The sequence below is a fragment of the Pseudomonas prosekii genome, from assembly GCF_900105155.1.
GTDB classification, from domain to species: Bacteria; Pseudomonadota; Gammaproteobacteria; order Pseudomonadales; family Pseudomonadaceae; genus Aquipseudomonas; species Aquipseudomonas prosekii.
The window spans coordinates 741,533-764,183 of record NZ_LT629762.1; the positions used below are offsets into that span (position 1 = coordinate 741,533).

The 22,651-nt window shown below is 61.4% G+C and carries 17 protein-coding genes and 1 other RNA gene; 8 read left to right on the forward strand and 10 right to left on the reverse strand.

Going from position 1 to position 22,651, the window contains the following annotated elements; genetic code table 11:
- The first annotated feature begins 6 nt into the window (after nt 1–6).
- From BLU01_RS03405 to BLU01_RS03435, 7 genes are all read left to right on the forward strand, one after another.
- Nucleotides 7–546, forward strand: coding sequence for a FixH family protein (locus BLU01_RS03405; protein ID WP_092270828.1), 540 nt, complete (start codon nt 7–9; stop codon nt 544–546).
- A 189-nt stretch (nt 547–735) separates the two neighbouring features.
- Entirely contained in the window at nt 736–3,186 is a 2,451-nt protein-coding gene (locus BLU01_RS03410; protein ID WP_092270832.1) for a heavy metal translocating P-type ATPase, read from the forward strand.
- A 24-nt stretch (nt 3,187–3,210) separates the two neighbouring features.
- Complete coding sequence (ccoS, locus tag BLU01_RS03415) at nt 3,211–3,429, forward strand: cbb3-type cytochrome oxidase assembly protein CcoS (RefSeq protein WP_077183979.1); 219 nt, start codon at nt 3,211–3,213, stop codon at nt 3,427–3,429.
- Entirely contained in the window at nt 3,422–4,105 is a 684-nt protein-coding gene (locus BLU01_RS03420; protein ID WP_092270835.1) for a sulfite exporter TauE/SafE family protein, read from the forward strand. The genes ccoS and BLU01_RS03420 overlap by 8 nt, the downstream gene beginning before the upstream one ends.
- A 267-nt stretch (nt 4,106–4,372) precedes the next feature.
- Nucleotides 4,373–5,755 (forward strand): oxygen-independent coproporphyrinogen III oxidase, encoded by a 1,383-nt coding sequence (gene hemN, locus BLU01_RS03425; protein ID WP_092270838.1) that lies wholly within the window; start codon nt 4,373–4,375, stop codon nt 5,753–5,755.
- Between the two features lie 246 nt (nt 5,756–6,001).
- Complete coding sequence (fnr, locus tag BLU01_RS03430; RefSeq protein ID WP_092270843.1) at nt 6,002–6,733, forward strand: fumarate/nitrate reduction transcriptional regulator Fnr; 732 nt, start codon at nt 6,002–6,004, stop codon at nt 6,731–6,733.
- 91 nt (nt 6,734–6,824) lie between these two features.
- On the forward strand, nt 6,825–7,373 hold the full coding sequence (locus tag BLU01_RS03435; protein WP_092270846.1) for an adenine phosphoribosyltransferase: 549 nt from the start codon (nt 6,825–6,827) through the stop codon (nt 7,371–7,373).
- 117 nt (nt 7,374–7,490) lie between these two features.
- Here the strand turns inward: BLU01_RS03435 and BLU01_RS03440 are convergent, their stop codons facing one another.
- The 5 genes from BLU01_RS03440 to dnaX form a co-directional block, all read right to left on the reverse strand.
- Nucleotides 7,491–8,639 carry an acyl-CoA dehydrogenase family protein gene (locus BLU01_RS03440; RefSeq protein WP_092270849.1) on the reverse strand — a complete coding sequence of 383 codons (1,149 nt, stop codon included), beginning with the start codon at nt 8,637–8,639 and terminating at the stop codon, nt 7,491–7,493.
- 182 nt (nt 8,640–8,821) lie between these two features.
- Nucleotides 8,822–9,424: a recombination mediator RecR gene (gene recR, locus BLU01_RS03445; protein ID WP_092270852.1), complete on the reverse strand. Its 603-nt coding sequence runs from the start codon at nt 9,422–9,424 to the stop codon at nt 8,822–8,824.
- Nucleotides 9,425–9,489: 65 nt separating this feature from the next.
- Entirely contained in the window at nt 9,490–10,524 is a 1,035-nt protein-coding gene (locus tag BLU01_RS03450; RefSeq protein ID WP_092270856.1) for an NADP-dependent oxidoreductase, read from the reverse strand.
- Between the two features lie 288 nt (nt 10,525–10,812).
- A complete protein-coding gene (locus BLU01_RS03455) occupies nt 10,813–11,151 on the reverse strand; it encodes a YbaB/EbfC family nucleoid-associated protein (RefSeq protein WP_092270859.1) in 339 nt (112 codons plus the stop codon).
- A gap of 66 nt (nt 11,152–11,217) precedes the next feature.
- The gene (gene dnaX / locus BLU01_RS03460) at nt 11,218–13,320 is read right to left on the reverse strand and encodes a DNA polymerase III subunit gamma/tau (protein WP_092270862.1); all 2,103 of its coding nucleotides are present in this window, start codon (nt 13,318–13,320) and stop codon (nt 11,218–11,220) included.
- A 142-nt stretch (nt 13,321–13,462) separates the two neighbouring features.
- Between dnaX and BLU01_RS03465 the strand changes: the two genes are divergently transcribed.
- Entirely contained in the window at nt 13,463–14,212 is a 750-nt protein-coding gene (locus BLU01_RS03465) for a substrate-binding periplasmic protein (RefSeq protein WP_092270865.1), read from the forward strand.
- A gap of 215 nt (nt 14,213–14,427) precedes the next feature.
- On the opposite strand, the gene ffs is transcribed toward BLU01_RS03465, so the two are convergent.
- The 5 genes from ffs to BLU01_RS03490 form a co-directional block, all read right to left on the reverse strand.
- Nucleotides 14,428–14,524: signal recognition particle sRNA small type (ffs, locus tag BLU01_RS03470), an RNA gene on the reverse strand.
- A gap of 178 nt (nt 14,525–14,702) precedes the next feature.
- Nucleotides 14,703–17,060 carry an NAD-dependent DNA ligase LigA gene (gene ligA, locus BLU01_RS03475; protein ID WP_092270868.1) on the reverse strand — a complete coding sequence of 786 codons (2,358 nt, stop codon included), beginning with the start codon at nt 17,058–17,060 and terminating at the stop codon, nt 14,703–14,705.
- Nucleotides 17,061–17,286: 226 nt separating this feature from the next.
- A complete protein-coding gene (gene zipA, locus BLU01_RS03480) occupies nt 17,287–18,141 on the reverse strand; it encodes a cell division protein ZipA (protein WP_092270871.1) in 855 nt (284 codons plus the stop codon).
- A gap of 258 nt (nt 18,142–18,399) precedes the next feature.
- Nucleotides 18,400–21,888, reverse strand: a complete 3,489-nt coding sequence (smc, locus tag BLU01_RS03485) for a chromosome segregation protein SMC (protein ID WP_092270874.1) — start codon at nt 21,886–21,888, stop codon at nt 18,400–18,402.
- A 2-nt stretch (nt 21,889–21,890) separates the two neighbouring features.
- Nucleotides 21,891–22,550 (reverse strand): GntR family transcriptional regulator, encoded by a 660-nt coding sequence (locus BLU01_RS03490; RefSeq protein WP_092270877.1) that lies wholly within the window; start codon nt 22,548–22,550, stop codon nt 21,891–21,893.
- Nucleotides 22,551–22,651: the final 101 nt, after the last annotated feature.

The following is a 22,651-nucleotide window of genomic DNA, read 5'->3' on the forward strand; positions in this document are numbered from 1 at the left end:
GTGATCATGCCCGCAGCAACTGGCGCAAGCCCTTGGTACAAACATCTTTGGCCGTGGATCATCATCGCGATTCTCGCCTGTTCGGTGACGCTGACCCTGTCGATGGTGACCATCGCGGTGAACAACCCGGACAATCTGGTCAACGATAACTACTACGAGGCCGGCAAAGGCATCAACCGCTCGCTGGACCGCGAATTGCTGGCGCAAACCCTGTTGCTGCGCGCCAGCGTGCACCTGGACGACGTCACCGGCGAGGTCGATTTGCGCCTCAAAGGCAACAGCCAGCCGCAGACGCTGGAGCTGAACCTGATCTCGCCGACCCAGCCTGAGAAGGATCGCAAGATCACCCTGACCCGCAGCGCAACCGAACAGGGCCGGTACATTGGCCAGATGAGCGACCAGGTTGAAGGCCGCCGGTTTGTCGAACTGCTCGGTGTGCAAGACGACAAGACCTGGCGCATGTTCGAAGAAGAACAGATCAGCCAGGACAAAGACCTGCTGCTGGGCGATGAGCCGCTGCAAGGTGCCGAAGATTTGAACAAGTAATTACTGCGATCCCTTGTGGCGAGCGGGCTTGCCCGCGTTTGGCTGCGCAGCAGCCACCAGAACTGTGCACTCGATCGACGGTAAATCGTGGTCTCAGGGTTTGGGACCGCTTCACGGTCCAACGGGGGCGAGCCCCCTCGCCACAGGGTCCGAGTTGAATCAGCGACAATCGTTTCCATGGCGACAGACATGACCACCCCAACCCCCTGCTACCACTGCGCCCTGCCCTCACCGGCCGGCAGCCGCTTCACCGCTGTCGTCCTCGGTGCAACCCGCGAGTTCTGCTGCCCGGGTTGTCAGGCTGTGGCCGAAGCGATTGTCGCGGGCGGGTTGGACAGTTATTACCAGCATCGCAGCGAAGCCTCGGCCAACCCCGAGTCGCTGCCGGTGCAACTGGTCGATGAACTGGCGCTGTACGACCGCGCCGACGTGCAAAAGCCCTTCGTCCGCCACGAAGGCGAACTCGCCGAAACCACCCTGCTTATGGAAGGCATCAGTTGCGCGGCGTGCGGCTGGCTGATCGAGAAACACCTGCGCACGTTACCGGCCGTGGCCGAGGCGCGACTCAATCTGTCCAACCATCGCTTGCATGTGCGCTGGGCCGACGCGCAATTGCCGCTGAGCCAAGTGCTCAGCGAACTGCGCCACATCGGCTACGTAGCGCATCCTTATCAAGCCGATCGCGCCAGCGAACAACTGGCCAGTGAAAATCGCCTGGCCCTGCGCCAGCTCGGCGTCGCCGGGCTGCTGTGGTTCCAGGCAATGATGGCAACCATGGCCACTTGGCCGGAATTCAACATTGACCTCAGCCCCGAGTTGCACACGATCCTGCGCTGGGTTGCGCTGTTCCTGACCACGCCGATTGTGTTCTACAGCTGCGCGCCATTTTTCAAGGGTGCCATGCGCGACCTGCGCACCCGCCACCTGACCATGGACGTCTCGGTGTCACTGGCAATTGGCAGCGCCTACCTCGCCGGGATCTGGACCTCGATCACCGGGGTTGGCGAGTTGTATTTCGATGCGGTCGGCATGTTCGCGTTGTTTCTGCTGGCCGGGCGCTACCTCGAACGCCGCGCCCGCGAACGCACCGCCGCCGCCACTGCGCAACTGGTCAATCTGTTGCCAGCGTCGTGCCTGCGCTTGACTGCCGACGGCCAAAGCGAACGTATCCTGCTCAGCGAATTGCGCCTCGGCGACAAAGTGCTGGTGCACCCCGGCGCGATTCTTCCGGCCGATGGCAAGATCCTCGACGGCCAGTCGAGCATCGACGAATCGCTGCTCACCGGCGAATACCTGCCGCAACCGCGCACCTTGGGCGATGCGGTTACCGCCGGCACCTTGAACGTCGAAGGCGCGCTGACCGTGCAAGTCCTCGCGCTGGGCCACGACACCCGACTGTCCGCCATCGTCCGCCTGCTCGACCGCGCGCAGGCGGAAAAACCGCGCCTGGCGGAAATCGCCGACCGCGCCGCGCAGTGGTTCTTGCTGTTATCGCTGATTGCCGCCGCCGTCATCGGCTTGCTCTGGTGGGAGCTGGATTCGTCGCGCGCGTTCTGGATTGTGCTGGCGATGCTGGTAGCGACCTGCCCGTGCGCCTTGTCGCTGGCGACGCCGACCGCGCTGACCGCCGCCACCGGCACGTTGCACAAACTCGGTTTGCTGCTGACTCGCGGCCATGTGCTGGAAGGCCTGAACCAGATCGACACGGTGATTTTCGACAAGACCGGCACGCTCACCGAAGGACGCTTGGCGTTGCGCTCGATTCGCCCGCTCGGGCCACTCGGCAGCGATGAGTGCCTGGGCCTCGCCGCCGCCCTGGAAAACCGTTCCGAACACCCGATCGCACGTGCATTCGGTCGTGCGCCGCTGGCCGCCGAAGAGGTGCTGAGCACGCCGGGACTGGGCCTTGAAGGTCGAGTCGGCGAGCAACGTCTGCGCATCGGCCAGCCGGGTTTTGTCTGTGAACTGAGTGGCGCCACGGTGCCGCTGATGCCGAATGAAGCGGGCCAATGGCTGCTGCTCGGCGACAGCTTCGGGCCGCTGGCGTGGTTTGTCCTCGACGACCGTTTGCGCGCCGACGCCCCGGCGCTGCTGGCCGCGTGCAAGGCGCGTGGCTGGCGCACGTTGTTGCTGTCCGGCGACAGTTCGCCGATGGTCGCCAGCGTCGCCGCCGAATTGGGCATCGACGAAGCCCGTGGCGGCTTACGTCCCGACGACAAGTTGCAGGTGCTGCAGCAACTGCATAAAGAAGGTCGCAAGGTGTTGATGCTCGGCGACGGCGTCAATGACGTGCCGGTGCTGGCCGCCGCCGACATCAGCGTGGCGATGGGGTCGGCCACCGATCTGGCGAAAACCAGCGCCGACGCGGTGCTGCTGTCCAATCGTCTTGATGCCTTGGTGCAAGCCTTCAGCCTCGCGCGGCGCACACGTCGGGTAATCATCGAGAACCTGCTGTGGGCCGGGTTGTACAATGGCCTCATGTTGCCGTTCGCCGCCCTCGGCTGGATCACTCCTGTGTGGGCCGCAGTCGGCATGTCGATCAGTTCGTTGACCGTGGTGCTCAATGCCCTGCGCCTGACTCGGATGCCGAGCGCGCCCGGCGCCGGCGCCACGCCTGAAACCCGTCCGCTGCCGGCCTGAGCCGCGCGGGCATGGAGTCTACCGATGCCAGCTCTTTACGTGATGATCCCGGCCGCGCTGCTGATCGTGGCCATCGCCGTGTACATTTTCTTCTGGGCGGTCGACAGCGGCCAGTACGACGACCTCGACGGTCCGGCCCATAGCATCCTGTTCGACGACCAGGACCCGAACCACACCGCCGCCGTCGACGAGGCCAGCGGCCACCCGACAAAACCCGACGACAAGGCGCCACCCCATGCTTGAACTGGCGCCATTGCTGGTGTCTGCGGTGATCCTCGGCCTGCTCGGCGGCGGCCATTGCCTGGGCATGTGCGGCGGTTTGATGGGCGCGTTGACCCTGGCGATTCCCAAGGAACAACGCAGCCGCCGTTTCCGTTTGCTGCTGGCCTACAACCTCGGACGGATTCTCAGCTACGCCACCGCCGGCCTGCTTATCGGTCTGGCCGGTTGGGCGGTGGCCAACAGCCCGGCGGCGATGTTCATGCGCGTGCTTGCCGGGCTGCTGCTGATCGCCATGGGTTTGTACCTGGCCGGCTGGTGGAGCGGCCTGACCCGCATCGAAAGCCTCGGTCGCGGCTTGTGGCGGCATATTCAGCCGGTTGCGAACAAACTGCTGCCGGTGTCGAGCCTGCCCCGCGCCTTGCTGCTGGGCGCGCTCTGGGGCTGGTTGCCGTGCGGGCTGGTTTACAGCACGTTGCTGTGGGCGGCGAGCCAGGGTAATGCGCTCGACAGTGCGTTGCTGATGTTGGCGTTCGGGCTCGGTACATGGCCGGTGTTACTGGCCACCGGGCTGGCGGCAGAACGGGTGACGGCGCTGCTGCGCAAACGCAGCGTGCGCATGGCGGGCGGGTTGCTGGTGATTATCTTCGGCATCTGGACACTGCCCGGCCCGCATCAGCATTGGTTGATGGGTCACTAACTCCCAGCCCTGTAGCAGCTGCCGAGCCTGCGAGGCTGCGTTCGGCGGCGCAGCCGTCGTGAAATCAGGCAGTGCGGTGTGTCAGGACGATGTGGGCTCAGTGTTTACGACGGCTTCGCCGCCGAACGCAGCCTCGCAGGCTCGGCAGCTGCTACAAGGGATAGTTGGCGATGGTTGGCAATGACAGCGTTGATGCAAATCAAGATGCCGCAACGTCGCACCCCATAGACTCGCTGCCACTGCAAGCCTATCCGGGGGAATGCCCGCATGCTCGACGCCATTCGTTGGGACACTGATCTGATCCGCCGTTACGACCTGTCGGGACCGCGCTATACCTCCTACCCGACCGCCGTTCAATTCACCAGCCAGGTTGGCACATTCGACCTGTTTCATGCCCTGCGCGACAGCCGTAAAGCATTGCGGCCACTGTCGCTGTACGTGCACGTGCCGTTCTGCGCGAACATTTGCTATTACTGCGCCTGCAACAAAGTCATCACCAAGGATCGCGGTCGCGCACTCCCCTACTTGCAGCGGCTGGAGCAGGAAATCCAACTGATCGCCTGCCACCTCGACCCCGCGCAAAAAGTCGAGCAACTGCATTTCGGCGGCGGCACCCCGACCTTCCTCAGCCACGACGAATTGCGTCAGTTGATGGCGCACCTGCGCAAGCATTTCAATTTGCTCGATGACGATTCCGGCGACTACGGCATCGAAATCGACCCGCGCGAGGCAGACTGGTCGACCATGGGCCTGCTGCGTGAACTGGGTTTCAACCGGGTCAGCATCGGCCTGCAAGACCTCGACCCGGCAGTACAGCGCGCGGTCAATCGCCTGCAAAGCCTGGAAGAAACCCGCGCCGTGATCGACGCCGCGCGGACCTTGCAGTTTCGCTCGATCAACATCGACCTGATCTACGGTTTGCCGCGCCAGACCCCGGAAAACTTCGCCCGCACCGTTGAAGAAGTCATTAACCTGCAGCCGGACCGGCTCTCGGTGTTCAACTATGCGCACCTGCCGGAACGCTTCATGCCGCAACGGCGGATCAACAGCGCCGACCTGCCGAGCCCGGCGCAGAAACTCGAAATGCTCCAGAACACCATCGAGCAACTGACCCAGGCCGGCTATCGCTATATCGGCATGGACCACTTCGCCCTGCCCGACGATGAACTGGCGATTGCCCAGGAAGAATCAACCCTGCAACGCAACTTTCAGGGTTACACCACCCACGGCCATTGCGATTTGATCGGCCTCGGCGTTTCGGCGATCAGCCAGATCGGCGACCTCTACTGCCAGAACACCAGCGACCTCAACCTCTACCAGAACACCCTCGCCTCGGCACAACTGGCGACCAATCGCGGCTTGCTGTGCAACGCCGATGACCGTTTGCGCCGGGCGGTGATTCAGCAATTGATCTGCGGCTTCAACCTTGAATTCGCCAGCATCGAACAAGCCTTCAACATCGACTTTCGTGGCTATTTCAGTGAACTCTGGCCGCAATTGCAGGAGATGGCCAACGACGGTTTGATCGAACTCGACAGCGAACGCATCAGCGTGCTGCCCGCCGGGCGCTTGCTGGTGCGCTCGGTGTGCATGGTGTTCGACGCGTACCTGGAACAGCAAAACCGCCAGCGCTTTTCGCGGGTGATTTAGGCGGTCATCTCAGCAGGCGTGCTGTCTGGACTGCATGGCCGGCGACGCCGCTTTGAGCACGCCAAGTTTGGCTTTGATTTGTTCCGGGCTCAGCCGTTTATCTCCCATCACTGCCTGCATTTCGGGTAACGGCCGCCGCACTGCATGCTCTATCGTCCTACGACAGAATCGCCGTGCGCTGGCCTGAATGTCCTCCCGTGAGTTACCCTTACGGCTTATGTGTGTTTTCCCACAAGGATTGAAGAAATGTCCGAGCCAGTCAAACTGCGCGCTCACAGCCAGGCCCATTGCAAGGATTGCAGCCTGGCCCCTCTCTGCCTGCCACTTTCTTTGAATCTGGAAGACATGGAAGCGCTGGACGAGATCGTTAAACGCGGTCGCCCGTTGAAAAAAGGCGAATTCCTGTTTCGCCAGGGCGACACGTTCGATTCCGTTTATGCAGTTCGCTCCGGCGCCCTGAAGACTTTCAGCCTCAGCGATGGCGGCGAAGAACAACTCACCGGTTTCCACCTGCCGAGCGAGCTGGTCGGCTTGTCGGGTATGGACACGGAAAAGCATCCCGTATCAGCGCAGGCACTGGAAACCACCTCGGTTTGCGAAATCCCGTTTGAACGCCTCGACGAACTGGCGCTGCAATTGCCGCAACTGCGCCGCCAGTTGATGCGCGTGATGAGCCGCGAGATTCGTGACGATCAGCAAATGATGTTGCTGCTGTCAAAGAAAACCGCCGACGAGCGCATCGCCACGTTCCTCGTCAACCTGTCTGCACGCTTTCGCGCGCGCGGGTTCTCGGCCAACCAGTTCCGCTTGAGCATGTCGCGCAACGAAATCGGCAATTACCTGGGCCTGGCAGTGGAAACCGTGTCGCGGGTGTTCACCCGTTTCCAGCAAAACCAGCTGATCGCCGCCGAGGGCAAGGAAATTCATATCCTCGACCCGATCCAGCTGTGCGCCCTGGCCGGCGGCTCTCTGGACTGACTGCGCGCCGAGTAGTGCAATTGCGGCTGAGCGAAACGGTTCAGCCGCCGTTATACTGCGACGTTTGCAGCCCTGCCAGGACAACTCGACGATGGTCTTCGACTCCTTCGACATCAAATCCCTGATCCGCCCCGTGATCGATTTCCCCAAGCCGGGCGTAATCTTTCGTGACATCACCCCACTGTTTCAATCGCCAACGGCCCTGCGCCTGGTGATGGACAGCTTCGCCCACCGCTACGTCGAGGCCGACTTCACGCACATTGGTGCGATGGACGCGCGTGGCTTCTTGATCGGTTCGGTGCTGGCGTATCAGTTGAACAAGCCGCTGGTGCTGTTCCGCAAGCAGGGCAAACTGCCGGCGGACGTGTTGGCCGAGGGCTACGCCACCGAGTACGGCGAGGCTTTTCTGGAAGTGCACGCCGACAGCTTGTGCGAAGGCGATTCGGTGGTGATGTTTGATGATTTGATCGCCACCGGCGGCACGCTGATCGCAGCGGCCAACCTGATTCGGCGCATGGGCGCGCGGATTCACGAAGCGGCGGCAATTATCGATTTGCCGGAGCTGGGTGGGTCGCAGCGACTGGAAGACATGGGCATTCCGACGTTCTGCCTGACGCAGTTTGCGTTGAGCGAGCAATAAAGCGGCGCCTGCGAGGACGCCATCGCGGGCAAGCCGTGCTCCCACAAAAAGCACATGCGGCACATTACCTGTGGGAGCGAGCTTGCTCGCGATGGCGTCAGCCGCTGCACCGCCGAATCAAAGCCCCATCTGCTTGCTGATGATTTCGTTCATCACTTCCCGCGTCCCGCCGCCAATCGACAGAATCCGGTTATCCCGATACAGCCGCTCCACCAGGCTTTCGCGCATGTAACCCATGCCACCCAGAATTTGCACCGCATCGTTAGTGATGCGATCCGCGGTGTCGGTGGCAAAATTCTTCGCCATGGAAATCTCTTTGATCACGCTCTGCCCCGCCGCCATTTTCGCAGCCTGGCGATAGGTGAACTCGCGTGACACTTCCAGCGCCGTGGCCATTTCCGCCAAGCGGTGTTTGAGCACCTGAAACTTGCCGATCGGTTTGCCAAACGCTTCACGCTCGCGCGCCCATTTCAGGCTCTGTTCCAACGCCAGTTGCGCGGTCATGTTGGCCATCAGCGCCAGCGCCAGGCGTTCGCTCTGGAAGTTGCCCATGATGCAGGCGAAGCCCATGTTCTCGGCGCCGATCAGGTTGCCTGCCGGCACCGGACAGTTATCGAAGAACAATTCGGCGGTGTCCGACGCCCACCAACCCATTTTCTTCAATTGCCGCCCGACCGTGAAACCGGGGGTGCCCTTCTCGATCATCAGCAAACTGATGCCGCCGAAACCCGGCGCGCCAGTGCGCACCGCGACTGTGTAGAAGTCCGCGCGGATACCGCTGGTGATAAAGGTTTTGCTGCCATTGACCCGATAGACGTCGCCATCGCGCACGGCGCGGGTTTGCAGATTGGCCACGTCGGAGCCGCCGCTGGGCTCGGTAATCGCCAGCGCGCTGATCTTCTCGCCGGACAGCACTTGCGGCACCACCCGGTCGCGCACCTCGGGCCGCGCCCATTTGAGAATCGGCGGCAGACCGATGTCCAGCGAACCGAGCCCGGCGACCAGACCACCGGACCCGCAGCGCATCAGTTCTTCGCTGGCCGCGACTTTGGCGAACACGTCACCTTCATGGCTGCCGCCCAGCGCTTCGGGATAACCGATGCCGAGAATCCCCGCTGCACCTGCCTTGAGGTAGAGCTCGCGGGGAAAGCTTTCGGCCTCTTCCCACTGATCAATGTCCGGCAAAATCTCGCGCTCGACGAAACGCCTGACGCTGTCGCGAACCAATTGGTGGCTGGGATCGAAGTATTCCTGAAAGGCAGGCATCGGCGAACTCCACTGAAGGGTTCAGCGACGTTAACCGAGCGCTTGCTTGGTTTTCAATAGCGCTTTGTGAATCAAGGAGACTGAAGCGCCTGCATCGCGGGCAAGCCGTGCTCCCACAAAAAGCACATGCGGCGCATTACCTGTGGGAGCAAGGCTTGCCCGCGATGGCGTCAGTCAAGAAGCTACAAAGCGATCGGCTTACGCCCGGCAAACGAATGCGCCAACGTCCCGCCGTCGACCAACTCCAGCTCCCCGCCCAACGGCACGCCATGGGCGATACGCGAGGCGATCAAGCCTTTGTTATTCAACAACTGGGCGATGTAATGCGCGGTCGCTTCACCTTCGACTGTCGGGTTGGTCGCGAGAATGACCTCGGTAAACGTCCCCGCCTCGGCGATTCGCGCGAGCAATTGCGGAATGCCGATGGCTTCCGGGCCGAGCCCGTCGAGTGGCGACAAATGGCCCTTGAGCACAAAGTAACGACCGCGGAAACCGGTCTGCTCGACGGCGTAGACATCCATCGGCCCTTCAACCACGCACAGCAAGGTGTCGTCGCGACGGTTGTCGGCGCATTGCGGGCAGAGGTCGTCTTCGGTCAGCGTGCGGCACAAACGGCAGTGGCCGACCCCTTCCATCGCTTGGCTCAATGCCTGGGCCAGTCGCGAACCGCCGCTGCGATCGCGCTCGAGCAGTTGCAACGCCATGCGCTGGGCGGTTTTCTGGCCGACGCCCGGCAGCGTTCGCAGGGCATCGATCAGTTGGCGAATCAGAGGGCTGAAGCTCATGGGGAAAAGTCCGACAAAACAACGAGACGCGGTTTATACCCGCGCCTCTGGCCAGCGTCAAATGCTCAGTCCTGGGCGACCCGCACCACCAGTTTGCCGAAGTTGCGTCCTTCCAGCAGACCGATGAATGCTTCGGGCGCCTGCTCCAGGCCATCGACGATGTCTTCGCGGAACTTGACCTTGCCGTCGCGCACCCACGGCGCCATGGCGCTGACGAATTCCGGCTGACGATCGCCATAGTCGTCGAACACGATAAAGCCCTGAATGCGTGCGCGTTTGGTCAGCAAGGTGCGCTGCAGTTGCGGCAGACGATCCGGGCCGCTCGGCGTTTCGTGCGCGTTGTAACCGGCGATCAGGCCACACAGCGGCACCCGCGCCTTGGCATTCAGCAACGGCACGATGGCATCGAAGACCTTGCCGCCGACATTTTCGAAATAGATGTCGACGCCTTGCGGGCAGGCCGCTGCCAGTTCACTGGCGAAGTTGTCGCTCTTGTGGTCGATGCAGGCGTCGAAGCCCAATTCCTCGACCACATAACGGCACTTTTCGGCGCCGCCAGCCACGCCAACCACGCGCAGGCCTTTGATCTTCGCCACTTGGCCGACCACCGAACCGACTGCTCCGGAAGCAGCGGCGACCACCAGCGTTTCGCCGGATTGCGGTTGACCGATGTCCATCAGGCCCATGTACGCGGTCATGCCCGGCATGCCTAACACGCCCAATGCCATCGACGGGCTCGGCAGCCCGGACGGGATTGGAATGATGTTGCGGCCGTCACTGATGCTGTGGCTCTGCCAACCGGTGGCGCCGACCACGAGATCACCTTCGTGAAACTTCGGATTGCGCGAATGCTCGACACGGCTGACGGCGCCGCCGGTCATCACTTCGTCGATTTCCACCGGCGCGGCGTAGGACGGCGCGTCACTCATGCGCCCGCGCATGTAGGGGTCGAGCGACAGGTAAAGGGTCTTGAGCAACACCTCGCCTTCCGCCAGATCCGGCAGCGCGACGCGCTCCAGGCGAAAATTCTCCGGAGTCGGCGCGCCCACCGGGCGGGACACCAGGACGATACGTTGGTTGAGGGTCAATGCTTGCGGCATGTGAGCGTCTCCTTGATCGATGAATTTGGCAGCTATAGGGAGCAGACCCTTGTCGCGGTGCGGCGTTCGATGTTTCTGCCTGCCATTGTGGCGAAGGGGCTTGCCGCCGTTCGGCTGCGTAGCAGGCGCTAGACCATAAAGCCCGTTGGCAGGTTATGGAGCGCTTCGCACGCCAACGGGGGCAAGCCCCCTCGCCACAAAAACAGGGCGCTCGCGTGCGGCAGAAATAAAAACGCCAGGCGCGATGCCTGGCATTTTTTTGTAGCCCATCCAATGCGCGTTGGCGAATCAGAATGGCATTTTCATTCCCGGCGGCAGTTGCATGCCAGCGGTCACGCCGGACATTTTGTCCTGGCTGTTGGCTTCGATCTTGCGCACGGCGTCGTTGACGGCGGCGGCGAATACCGCTTCGAGCATCTCGCGGTCGTCTTCGCTCAGGCCTTCGACCATGCTTGGGTCGATGGTCACGCGCTTGACGTCGTGACGACCGGTCATCAGCACGGTGACCATATCGCCACCAGCCTTACCGGTGACTTCGGCGTTGGCCAGTTCTTCCTGCATCTTGGCCATTTTTTCCTGCATCTGCTGCGCCTGCTTCATCAGGCCGGCCATGCCACCTTTCATCATGGTAATCACCTCAAAGTACTTGGATAAAAACAGCGCCCGGCGTCTAAAGCCAAACGCCTTCAGTTATTAGCCCTGACTGACCAGGGCTTCGACAGGTTCAATAGTATCGTTACGGATCACCGCACCGAACTGCTGCATCATTTGCTGGATGAACGGATCACCGTGGATCGACTCTTCGGCCTCGCGCTGGCGGTTGACCCGGCGCCGCGATGCAGCCTGGGCCGGGGTTTCCTGCTCAGGTTTGATCAGCTCCATGCTCAGGGTCAGCGTGCGCCCGTGAAACTGGTTCAACGCGTCGTTCAAGCGCCGTTGCTGGGTCGCGTTGAACAACGCACTGTGCGCCGGATCGAGGTGCAGCAACCAGTGATCGCCTTCAACCGAGATCAGCGTGCAGTTGGCGGCGATGCTGCCAGTCATGCCGGAGATCGGCAATTTCGGAAACAATTCCAGCCATTGCAGCGCCAGACCGGTCGCCGGCATCGCAGCCGGTTCCGGCTCGGGTTCCGGCGCCGGTTCGGCGGTGTGTTCGCTGGCCAGTTCATCAAGGTAGCTGTAAGCCGAGTCGATGTCCGGCTCGATGTAATCCTCGTCCAGCGGCGGCTCGTCATCCAGGTCAACGCCGGGGGTGGCGGCATCAACGTCGGCCACCGACGGCTCGGGGATCGGCGCAGCGGCCCATTCCGGCGCGTCCGGTACCACGCTGTCCGGCGTCGGCAGCGGCATTGGCGGCAATTCGGGTTGTTCGCTGGCCGTTTCCAGCATCGGCTCGGCGGCCGGCTGCTGGACGATTTCAGCTTCGACCGGATCATTCCACGGCAAATCAACCAAGGCTTCGGGGGCGACCGCTTCTGCCACGGGCTCGGGCGCAACCACTGGCGCAACTGGCTGCGGCTCAGGCTCACGTCTGCTTTCAGGCTCAGGCTTGGTTTGCGCCTCAGGCTGGGTTTCAGGCGCAGGCGCTGGTGCAACTGCCGTAGCGGCTACCGGCGCAACAACCGGCGCGGCAGCCACTGAGTTTGCGGAATCAACTGTGGCCTGGCTGATCCCCACTGGCTTTAGCGGTTGCCTCGGCGCATCCGCCGTGTCCGCCGGCCGGAACGCCAACATGCGCAACAGGACCATTTCAAAGCCACCACGCGGGTCCGGCGCCAGCGGCAAGTCGCGGCGGCCTATCAGGCCCATCTGGTAATAAAACTGCACGTCTTCGGCCGGCAAGGCCTGCGCCAGTGCGAGCACGCGATCTCGGTCGCCATGACCGTTGTCGACGCCTTCAGGCAACGCCTGAGCAATCGCAACGCGGTGCAACACATTGAGAATCTCGGACAGCACACCGTTCCAGTCCGGGCCTTGTTCAGCCAGGTGACGGACGGCTTCGAGCAACGCCTTGGCGTCGCCCTCGATCAATGAATGCAGGACATCAAACACCTGGCCATGATCGAGCGTGCCGAGCATCGCCCGCACGTCGGCGGCCATGACTTTGCCTTCACCGAAGGCAATCGCCTGATCGGTCAGGCTCATCGCATCGCGCATCGAACCGTCAGCGGCGCGGCCGAGCAGCCACAGCGCGTCGTCCTCGAACGGCACCTGCTCAACGCCCAGCACGTGGGTCAAATGCTCGACGACTCGCTCGGGAGTCATGTTCTTCAACGAGAACTGCAGGCACCGCGAGAGAATAGTTGCCGGAAGTTTCTGCGGATCAGTAGTCGCGAGGATGAACTTGACGTAGGGCGGCGGCTCTTCGAGGGTTTTCAGCAGCGCATTGAAGGAATGGCTGGAAAGCATGTGCACTTCGTCGATCAGGTAGACCTTGAAGCGACCACGGCTTGGCGCGTATTGCACGTTGTCGAGCAGCTCACGCGTGTCCTCGACCTTGGTCCGGCTCGCGGCGTCGATCTCGATCAGGTCGACGAAGCGCCCTTCATCGATTTCGCGGCACACCGAGCACTCGCCACACGGCGTCGAAGTGATGCCTGTTTCACAGTTTAAACATTTGGCAATGATTCGTGCGATGGTGGTCTTGCCGACCCCGCGCGTACCGGTAAACAGGTAAGCGTGGTGCAGCCGCTGGCTGTCCAAGGCATTGATCAGAGCCTTGAGCACATGGGTCTGGCCGACCATTTCGCGGAACGAGCGCGGACGCCATTTACGTGCAAGAACCTGATAACTCATCGAAAACCGTCGCCACTGGGAAGCAGAAGCGGCTAATGCTAGCGGAGCAGGCCCAAAATTGCATCCGGCGCGCTCGTCTAATCTGGCTAAGCTGCACTTTGGGGGCCATTTGCGGCTCGGGTTTATCAGTTCCGGAGCGTTTATGCGGTTGGCCCTGGGGGCATTGTTGTGGATCTGCCTGAATGTCGCCGCCGCCGACACGCCGGTGCGTTACGTGCTGGCCGACGGTTGGGCAATGCCGCTGGTGCAACTGGAACGCGGCCGCCCGACCCAGGGCATTTTGTATGACGTGATGCTCAGCCTGTCGACTCAGGTCGGCGCGCCGGCGGAGTTTCACGTGGTGCCGCGCGCGCGGGTGCAAAGCGTCATGGAGCACGGCGAGGTCGATGTGCGCTGCTATGCCGCGCAATCGTGGCAGCCGAACCAGTCCGGCGATTACATCTGGAGCATTCCGCTGTTTGTGCAGCGCGACTTGCTGATCAGCCGCCAAGGCCCGCCGATTGCGGTGGTGCCGGCGAACCTGCAAAAAGAATCGGTCGGCACGGTGCTCGGTTACATCTACCCGACGCTGCAACCGCTGTTCGACAGCGGCCAGTTGCAACGCGAAGACGCGCGCAGCCAGGAGCAAGTGCTGGAAAAACTCCTGGCTGGCCGCTATCGCTACGCGGTCAGCAATCAATGGACGCTCGACTGGTTCAACCAGCGCCTGTTGCCGGAGCGGCAGCTGCAAGCGGTGGCGCTGTTGCAGGAGCAGAATGTCGGCTGCTACGTGCGCAACGACCCGAAAGTGCCGGTGCAGCGGATTTTGCGCACCTTGCTGCGGATGAAAATGTCGGGGGAAATTGACGACATCATCGGGCTCTACATTGGCGCCGAGCCCCGCGAGCCTTAACGCAATCCTCATGTAGGAGTGAGCCTGCTCGCGATAGCGCAATAACATTCAACATTGACGTCGGCTGACACACCGCCATCGCGAGCAGGCTCACTCCTGCAGGGAAAAACGCGCACACGAAAAAACACCGCCCTGGAGTTGATCCATGGCAGAGCAGCAAAAATATTTTGGGTTGATAAGCACGATAGAGAAACCGTGCGGCGTTATGGAGGCAACCCCATCAGCCACACCCCGGCACACAATGTTCCCGCTGTGGCTGCTTCCTTCCGGATCTGACCAGGTTCACGGGTAATCGTTGCGGGGGGACCGATGGGGTCACCATAACGACGTTCACCTGACGGCGAACGGCGCCATTGTACCTATCTGAGACGAACTTACAACCGTTCGATCCAGATTAAAAAAATGAATCAGGTCAAGGACATGCGCAGGCCTTTAAAAACGCCGGGCGACTTGACCGGGAGCATGGGAACGATCATAGCCGGGTTTCGGGTCAGACCTCGATGCCGTGGTCTTTCAGGAACACCACAAACGCTTCTTCATCCAGCACTTTCAACCCGAGTTCATTGGCCTTGGCCAGTTTCGAGCCAGCGCCTGGGCCTGCGACCACGCAGTGGGTCTTCGCCGACACCGAGCCAGCGACTTTGGCGCCAAGGCTTTCGAGCTTGTCCTTGGCGACGTCGCGGCTCATCAATTCCAGCGAACCGGTCAACACCCAGGTCTGCCCTGCCAGCGGCAAACCTTCGACGACTTTCTTTTCGCTCTTCCAGTGCATGCCGAAATCACGCAGCTGTTTCTCCGCCGCTTCAGCAATCTGCCGATTCTCGGCCACCGCGAAGAAATCACGCACCGAATTCGCCTGCTTCTCCGGCAACGCCTGACGCATGTCCAGCCAATCGGCGCTCATCACGCCTTGCAGCGAACCAAACTTGTCCGCCAGTTTCTGCGCCCCGCCCGGCCCGACCGAGGGAATGTGCAGCTTGTCGAGGAAACCACCGAGCGTGGTGCTCGCGGAGAACTCGGCGCCCAACTCGCCCTGATCCTGAATCTGCAAACCGTGCGTGAGCAGTTCGGTAATCACCTGCTGGTTATGCGCATCTTCGAAAAAGCTGTGAATCTCGTGCGCCACTTCCAGGCCGACATCCGGCAAGTACGTCAGCACTTGCGGCAACGCTTGTTGAACGCGCTCCAGCGAGCCGAGAGAGCGCGCCAGCACCTTGGCCGTCTCTTCGCCGACATCCGGAATGCCCAGCGCATAGACGAACCGCGCCAGGCTTGGCTGCTTGCTGTCTTCGATGGCCGCGAGCAGCTTCTTGCTCGACAGCTCGGCAAAGCCTTCGAGGTCGACAATGTCTTCGAATTTCAGCGCGTACAGATCGGCCGGCGAACTCACCAGACCTTCGTCGACCAACTGCTCGACGCTCTTGTCGCCCAAGCCTTCGATGTCCATCGCGCGGCGTGAGACGAAGTGGATAATCGCTTGTTTCAGTTGCGCGCCACACGCCAGGCGCCCGACGCAGCGGTACACCGCGCCTTCGCTGACGGTCTCGCGACCCTTGCTGCGCTTGACCAGTTGCGTGCGCTCGACGTGCGAGCCGCACACCGGGCATTGTTCCGGGATATGCACCGCGCGGGCATTTTCCGGACGGCGCTCGGTGACCACTTGCACCACTTGCGGAATCACGTCACCGGCACGGCGAATGATCACGGTATCGCCGATCATCAAGCCCAGGCGCGCGACTTCGTCCATGTTGTGCAGCGTCGCGTTGGCCACGGTGACGCCGGCTACTTTGACCGGTTTCAGTCGCGCCACCGGCGTGACCGCGCCGGTGCGTCCGACCTGAAACTCGACGTCGAGCAGCTCGGTGAGTTCTTCCATCGCCGGGAATTTATGGGCGATCGCCCAGCGCGGTTCGCGGGCGCGGAAACCCAACTCGCGCTGCGAAGCGATGCTGTTGACCTTGAACACCACGCCATCGATTTCATAACCGAGCGCGTTGCGGCGCTCGCCGATGTCGCGGTAGTAGTCCAGGCATTCGTCGATGCCGTGCGCCAGTTTCAGTTCATGGCTGATCGGCATGCCCCACTTCTGCAACTGCTTGAGATTGCCGATGTGCGTGTCGGCGATATCGGCGGAAATCTGCCCGATGCCGTAGCAGCAGAATTCCAATGGACGATTGGCGGTGATCTTCGAATCGAGTTGGCGCAAGCTGCCGGCGGCGGCGTTACGCGGGTTGGCGAAGGTCTTGCCGCCGACTTCCAGCTGCGAGGCGTTGAGCCGTTCGAAACCGGCCTTGGACATAAACACTTCGCCGCGCACTTCGAGGGTTGCCGGCCAGCCAGTGCCGTGCAGCTTCAGCGGAATATTGCGCACGGTGCGCACGTTGACGCTGATGTCTTCGCCGGTGGTGCCATCGCCGCGCGTGGCGCCGCGCACCAATACGCCGTCCTGATACAACAGGCTGACCGCCAGGCCATCGAGTTTCGGTTCGCAGCTGTATTCCACCGCCGCCCCAGCGCCGAACAGATCACCGGTCGGCAAGTCGAGGCCGTCGGTTACCCGGCGGTCGAACTCGCGCATGTCGGTTTCTTCGAAGGCGTTGCCGAGGCTGAGCATCGGCACTTCGTGGCGCACTTGAGTAAACGCCGACAAGGCTGCGCTGCCGACGCGCTGGGTTGGCGAGTCGCTGGTGATCAGTTCGGGATTGGCGGCTTCGAGGGCTTTGAGCTCGTGGAACAAGCGGTCGTACTCGGCGTCCGGAATGCTCGGCTCGTCCATCACGTGATAGCGATAGTTGTGCTGATCCAGCTCAGCGCGCAGCTCTAGAATGCGGGTTTTGGCGGCGGTCATGGGTGTTCTCTCATAAAGCAAAAGAGCAGCCGAAGCTGCTCAATTTTCTAATCACGATAGCCTAAAGGCTTGCACCATGTGGCGAGAGGGCTTGCCCCCGTTCGACTGCGAAGCAGTCGCAAATATTGTGATCGTGTTTTATCTGGCACAACGGGCGGCATGGTTTTTGGGGCCGCTTCGCAACTCAACGGGGGCAAGCCCCCTCGCCACAACAGCCCTTTTGCCTTTAGCGTTTCTGAGTCAGGGCGCGACGTTCGAACTCGACGATACGCTGACGGTAATGCTCGATCGTCTGGGCGGTCAGCACACTGCGCTGGTCGTCTTTCAGTTCGCCGTTCAGTTCCTGCGACAGCTTGCGCGCTGCGGCCACCATCACGTCGAAGGCTTGCTTCGGATGACGCGGGCCCGGCAGACCGAGGAAGAAGCTCACGGCCGGCGTGCTGAAGTGGTCGATGTCGTCCAGATCAAAGATGCCCGGCTTGACCGCGTTGGCCATGGAGAACAGCACTTCGCCGTTACCCGCCATGCTTTCGTGGCGGTGGAAAATATCCATCTCGCCGAAACGCAGGCCGCTTTCGAGAATGTTCTGCAACAGCGCCGGGCCCTTGAAGCCGGCAGCGTCGCGGCAGATCACGCTGATCACCAGCACTTCTTCGGCTTGCGGCTGTTCTTTGTCGCTGACCGCCGGCGACGACTTGGTGTCATCCGGGAAATCGTCGTCACGGCTGCTGAAGCTCGGGCCGCCGTCCAGATCCAGGCTCAGGTTCATGTCGCCCTGCGAAGGTTCGCCATGGCCACGCTTGCCGCGCTTGGAACCGGATTCACGAGGTTCGCGCGCCGGCATGCTCACCGACGGCAAATCGTGCTCGTCCAGTTGCGGCTCTTTATGCGTGTCCAGCACGCGGGGCGGGCCCAACAGCTCGGCGCTGGTGTCCTCGTCCGGCAGGTTGGACAGACTTCGATCAAGACGGAATTTTAGTTTTCCCTTGCCGCCGCGCATACGGCGCCAGCCATCGAAAAGAATACCGGCAATGACAATAATGCCGATGACGATCAGCCACTCGCGCAGACCGATTTCCATGTAATCCCGTGCCTCTATAAAAAATGCTGAAAAATAAGGGGTTTACAACGTGCAAACCGCTTTAAAACGTGGCGCCAACTCTATGTTCTGACAGGCGTTTTGCCCACGTATACGAAAAATTGACATTAAACTAGCACGACCAAAGGCAACTTTACACCGTCTGTCACAATGGCTTGAGCGAATATGTCGATTGGCCAGCAACGAAAGGCAAGAAGAACCGTCCTACAACCGCGTATCACCGGCCCTACAGCCCGAGACTCAGGCATCCACCATTGCCATTGCTTCTTCGACATCTACCGCTACCAAACGTGAACAACCCGGTTCATGCATCGTCACCCCCATCAGTTGATCGGCCATTTCCATGGCGATCTTGTTGTGGGTGATGTAGATGAACTGCACCGTCTGCGACATTTCCTTGACCAGCCGTGCGTAGCGTCCAACGTTAGCGTCATCCAGTGGCGCGTCAACTTCATCAAGCATGCAGAACGGCGCCGGGTTCAACTTGAAGATGGCAAATACCAGGGCCAATGCGGTCAGGGCTTTTTCGCCGCCGGAGAGCAAATGGATGGTGCTGTTCTTCTTCCCTGGCGGCCGCGCCATGATTGTCACCCCTGTATCGAGTAGATCTTCGCCCGTCAGTTCCAAGTAGGCGCTGCCGCCACCGAAAACTTTTGGGAAAAGTGCCTGAATTCCGGCATTGATCTGATCAAAGGTATCTTTGAAGCGGTTTCGGGTTTCCTTGTCGATCTTGCGAATCACGTTTTCCAGCGTGTCCAGCGCTTCGACCAGATCGTCGTTCTGCGCGTCCAGATAACGTTTGCGTTCGGATTGCTGGGTGTATTCGTCGATGGCCGCGAGGTTGATCGCACCGAGCCGCGCAATACGTGCGGCGATGCGCTCCAGCTCTTCCTCGGCGTCCTTCTCGTTGGCCTCGGCCACCAGCGTGGCGATCACGCCATGCAAGTCGTAGCCATCCTCCAGCAATTGATCTTCGAGGGTTTTGCGGCGCACGGTCAGGGCTTGCCATTCCATGCGCTGGGTTTCCATCTGCCCGCGAATCAACTGCGACTGCTGCTCGGCCTGATTTCGGCGCTTCTCGGCATCACGCAATTCGCGGTCGGCGTCTTCCATGGCGGCTTGCGCGGTTTTCAGTTCTTCGTCGACGGTCATGCGCTTGTCGAGCAGCTCTTCGAGTTTGAGGCGCAGCTCTTCCAGCGGTGCCTCGCCCTCCTCCAGATTCAAACTGAGCTGTTCGCGCTTCTCGGTCAGGCGCTCGGATTGCATCTCCAGACGTTCCAGCGCCTGGCGCGTCGAGTCGTGCTGGGCCTTCAGCGAGCCCAGACGCACGGCCAATTGGTGCGCATGGTCCTTGTGCTGCCGCGCTTCCTGGCGCACCCGATCAAGACGTTCGCGCAAACTGTCGCGCTGAGCCATCAGTAATTCGCGCTGTTCGGTGTCGAGCTCCATCGCGTCGAGAGCTTCCTGCAATTGCAGGCGCGCCTCGCCAATGTTTTCGTGTTCCAGCGCGCGTTGCTCGGCCAGTTCGCTGAGCTCTTCGTCGAGACGCGTGCGGCGCAACGTCAGTTGTTCAGCCTTGGCTTTGCCGGCGGACAGCTGGGCTTTCAATTCACCTTGCTGACGCGCTTCGTCCTGCAGCAAACGGCGCAAATGTTCGCGGCCGTTTTCCTGCTGACGCTGTTGCGCGCGCAGGTTCTGCAATTGTGTTTCGAGGGTTTCGACCGTGGCTTCGCGCTCTTCACGTTCGATGCCCAGATTGTGAATTTCCTGACCACGGGCGATCACGCCGCTTTCAGCTTCACTGGCGCGGCGCACCCGCAGAAAGTGCCGGCTGACCCAATAACCGTCGCGGCTGATCAGGCTTTCGCCGTCGGCCAATTGCCCGCGCAGGGCCAAGGCCTGATCGAGACTCTCAACCGGTTTGACCTGCCCCAGCCATGGCGACAGATCAACCGGCGCCTCGACCTTGTCGAGCAGACTGCCGGCCACGCGCACGCCATCGGTGGCGGTGCTGAGCAAACGCAAATCGCCTTGGGCAAACCCGGCCAGATCAAAATCGCCGAAGTCGTCGACCAGCACCGCTTGCAAGTCGGCGCCGAGCACGGTTTCCACCGCCAGCTCCCAACCCGCCTCAACGCTCAAGCCGTCGGCCAGGCGCGGACGCTCGGCCAGGTTCTGTTCGCGCAGCCATTCAGCAGTGCCAGTGCCCGGATCGAGCGCGGCTTGCTGCAAGGCTTCCAGCGAGGCCAATCGCCCGTTGAGACGCTGCAAGTCACCTTGCGCGGTTTGTTGGGCGGTCAGAGCTTGCTGCAATTCCTGACGCAGCTGTTCGAGTTTTTCGACTTGCGCCTGTTCACTGGTCTGCAAATCCTCAAGCGTCGCCTCGGACTCCGCGAGCTGCTCGTTGAGCGCCATGATCGCCGCGTCTTCAGGGTCGGCCGAGAGCAGTGCGCGCTCCTCGCCGAGACGCTTTTGCCGTTCGGCCAGGCGTTCCATGCTGGTTTCCAGCTGCTGGATGCGCGACTGCTGCACTTCGGACTGGCGGCGCGGTTCAGCGGCGGTGAGGTTGAACGTGTCCCACTGCTCTTGCCAGGCGTGCATGGTGGTTTCGGATTCTTCCAGCGCGGCGGCGGCCTCTTCGGCGGCGGCGCTGGTGACTTCCTGTTCCGGGGTCAGCAGGTCGAGCTCTTCGCCGAGGGTCAGCAGCAACGTGCGGTCGTGGCCCAGGTGCGATTCGGTTTCCAGGCGAGCGCGCTCGGCTTCTTTCAAATCATCCTGCAATTGGCGCAAACGCTGCTGGCCGTGCTGGATGCTTTGCTCGACCCGGGCGATGTCGCCGCCGACCGAATAAAAGCGCCCTTGCACCAGATTGAAGCGCTCGGACAGGTCATGGTGACCGTCACGCAGGCGTTCAATTGCGGCGTCGGCGTTGCGTTGCTCAGCGACCAACGCTTCGAAGGTGATTTCCTGATTGCCGATCACCGCTTCACGCTGCCCGACCTGCTCGTTCAGCGCCTGCCAGCGCAGCGCCGACAATTGCGCCTTGAGCTGACGTTCCTCACCTTTATATTCCTGATACTTTTTGGCCGACTCGGCCTGGCGGTGCAGGCGTTCGAGTTGGCGTTCCAGCTCGTCGCGCAAGTCGGTCAGGCGCGCGAGGTTTTCATGGGTGCGGCGGATTCGGTTTTCAGTCTCGCGGCGGCGCTCCTTGTACTTGGAGATGCCGGCCGCTTCTTCAATAAAGTTGCGCAGGTCTTCAGGCTTGGCTTCGATCAGCTTGGAGATCATCCCCTGCTCGATGATCGAGTAGCTGCGCGGGCCGAGGCCGGTGCCGAGGAAGATGTCGGTGATGTCGCGCCGCCGGCATTTGGTGCCGTTGAGGAAGTAACTGTTCTGGCTGTCGCGGGTCACTTTGCGGCGAATCGAGATTTCCGCATAAGCCGCGTATTCGCCGACCAGCGTGCCGTCGGAGTTGTCGAACACCAGTTCGATGCTCGCCTGGCTGACCGGTTTGCGGCTGGTCGAGCCATTGAAGATGACGTCGGTCATCGACTCGCCGCGCAGGTTCTTTGCCGAGCTCTCGCCCATCACCCAACGCACGGCGTCGATGATGTTCGACTTGCCGCAACCATTGGGCCCGACCACTGCCGCCATGTTACTGGGGAAGTTCACCGTGGTCGGGTCGACGAAGGATTTGAACCCCGCCAGTTTGATGCACTTGAGCCGCACGCTTAAGCAACCGTCAGGGCGGAGATCACCAGATCGCAGCTGCGCTGGGCATAGGCCGTCAGCACCACACGAATCTGCGGGAAGTCACGGGCGATCACTGCCGCCAGCAAGCGCTCGAACAATTCGAGGAACTCGCTCATCTCGGCTTTGCGCTGTTCCAGTGCAAGAAAATACGCGCGGCTCATGGCCGGCTGCAGATTTTCCACGGTTTCCTGCAAATACGGGTTGTTGGCAAACGGGTATGCAGCGCGCATCACGCTGAAACTGTCGTCAACGAATGTGCGGATGTCCTGGCGCTCGTAACTAGCGCTCAGGCGTTGCTGGATCTGCACGAACGCCGCCAGGTCAGCCTGGACTCGCCAGCCGCTGGCCACGGCGTTGCCGAGCAAGATGTACAACTCGCTCATCAGCGTGCACAGGCTCTGGACCTTGTGCGCGGTGAGTTCGGTGACATGGGCGCCACGTCGCGGGAGGATCGCGATCAAGTGGCGGCGCTCCAGGATCAGCAAGGCTTCGCGGACCGAACCGCGGCTGACATTAAGTGCCAGCGTGACCTTCTGTTCCTGGATGCGCTCTCCCGGCTTCATTTCGCCGCGAATGATACGTTCGGCGAGGTGGTGAGCAATTTGCTCGGCGAGGCTGTCCGGCGCCTTGAACGTCATGGTTGTCCTTCAAACTCTTCGATCTGCACAAGCGGCGCAGTGTAGCGCAATTGCTACGTCATGGCGGAGTGCCCACCCGGCGGTTTTTGGCACGAAATAAG

Coding starts and splice junctions, on each gene's coding strand:
- ligA (WP_092270868.1), bottom strand. CDS start 17,060: ATGACCGCCGCCAAAACCCGCATTCTAGAGCTGCGCGCTGAGCTGGAT.
- BLU01_RS03405 (WP_092270828.1), top strand. CDS start 7: ATGCCCGCAGCAACTGGCGCAAGCCCTTGGTACAAACATCTTTGGCCG.
- BLU01_RS03465 (WP_092270865.1), top strand. CDS start 13,463: ATGCGGTTGGCCCTGGGGGCATTGTTGTGGATCTGCCTGAATGTCGCC.
- BLU01_RS03440 (WP_092270849.1), bottom strand. CDS start 8,639: ATGCCTGCCTTTCAGGAATACTTCGATCCCAGCCACCAATTGGTTCGC.
- BLU01_RS03410 (WP_092270832.1), top strand. CDS start 736: ATGACCACCCCAACCCCCTGCTACCACTGCGCCCTGCCCTCACCGGCC.
- BLU01_RS03435 (WP_092270846.1), top strand. CDS start 6,825: ATGGTCTTCGACTCCTTCGACATCAAATCCCTGATCCGCCCCGTGATC.
- hemN (WP_092270838.1), top strand. CDS start 4,373: ATGCTCGACGCCATTCGTTGGGACACTGATCTGATCCGCCGTTACGAC.
- dnaX (WP_092270862.1), bottom strand. CDS start 13,320: ATGAGTTATCAGGTTCTTGCACGTAAATGGCGTCCGCGCTCGTTCCGC.
- BLU01_RS03450 (WP_092270856.1), bottom strand. CDS start 10,524: ATGCCGCAAGCATTGACCCTCAACCAACGTATCGTCCTGGTGTCCCGC.
- fnr (WP_092270843.1), top strand. CDS start 6,002: ATGTCCGAGCCAGTCAAACTGCGCGCTCACAGCCAGGCCCATTGCAAG.
- BLU01_RS03420 (WP_092270835.1), top strand. CDS start 3,422: ATGCTTGAACTGGCGCCATTGCTGGTGTCTGCGGTGATCCTCGGCCTG.
- BLU01_RS03455 (WP_092270859.1), bottom strand. CDS start 11,151: ATGATGAAAGGTGGCATGGCCGGCCTGATGAAGCAGGCGCAGCAGATG.
- BLU01_RS03490 (WP_092270877.1), bottom strand. CDS start 22,550: ATGACGTTCAAGGCGCCGGACAGCCTCGCCGAGCAAATTGCTCACCAC.
- zipA (WP_092270871.1), bottom strand. CDS start 18,141: ATGGAAATCGGTCTGCGCGAGTGGCTGATCGTCATCGGCATTATTGTC.
- ccoS (WP_077183979.1), top strand. CDS start 3,211: ATGCCAGCTCTTTACGTGATGATCCCGGCCGCGCTGCTGATCGTGGCC.
- recR (WP_092270852.1), bottom strand. CDS start 9,424: ATGAGCTTCAGCCCTCTGATTCGCCAACTGATCGATGCCCTGCGAACG.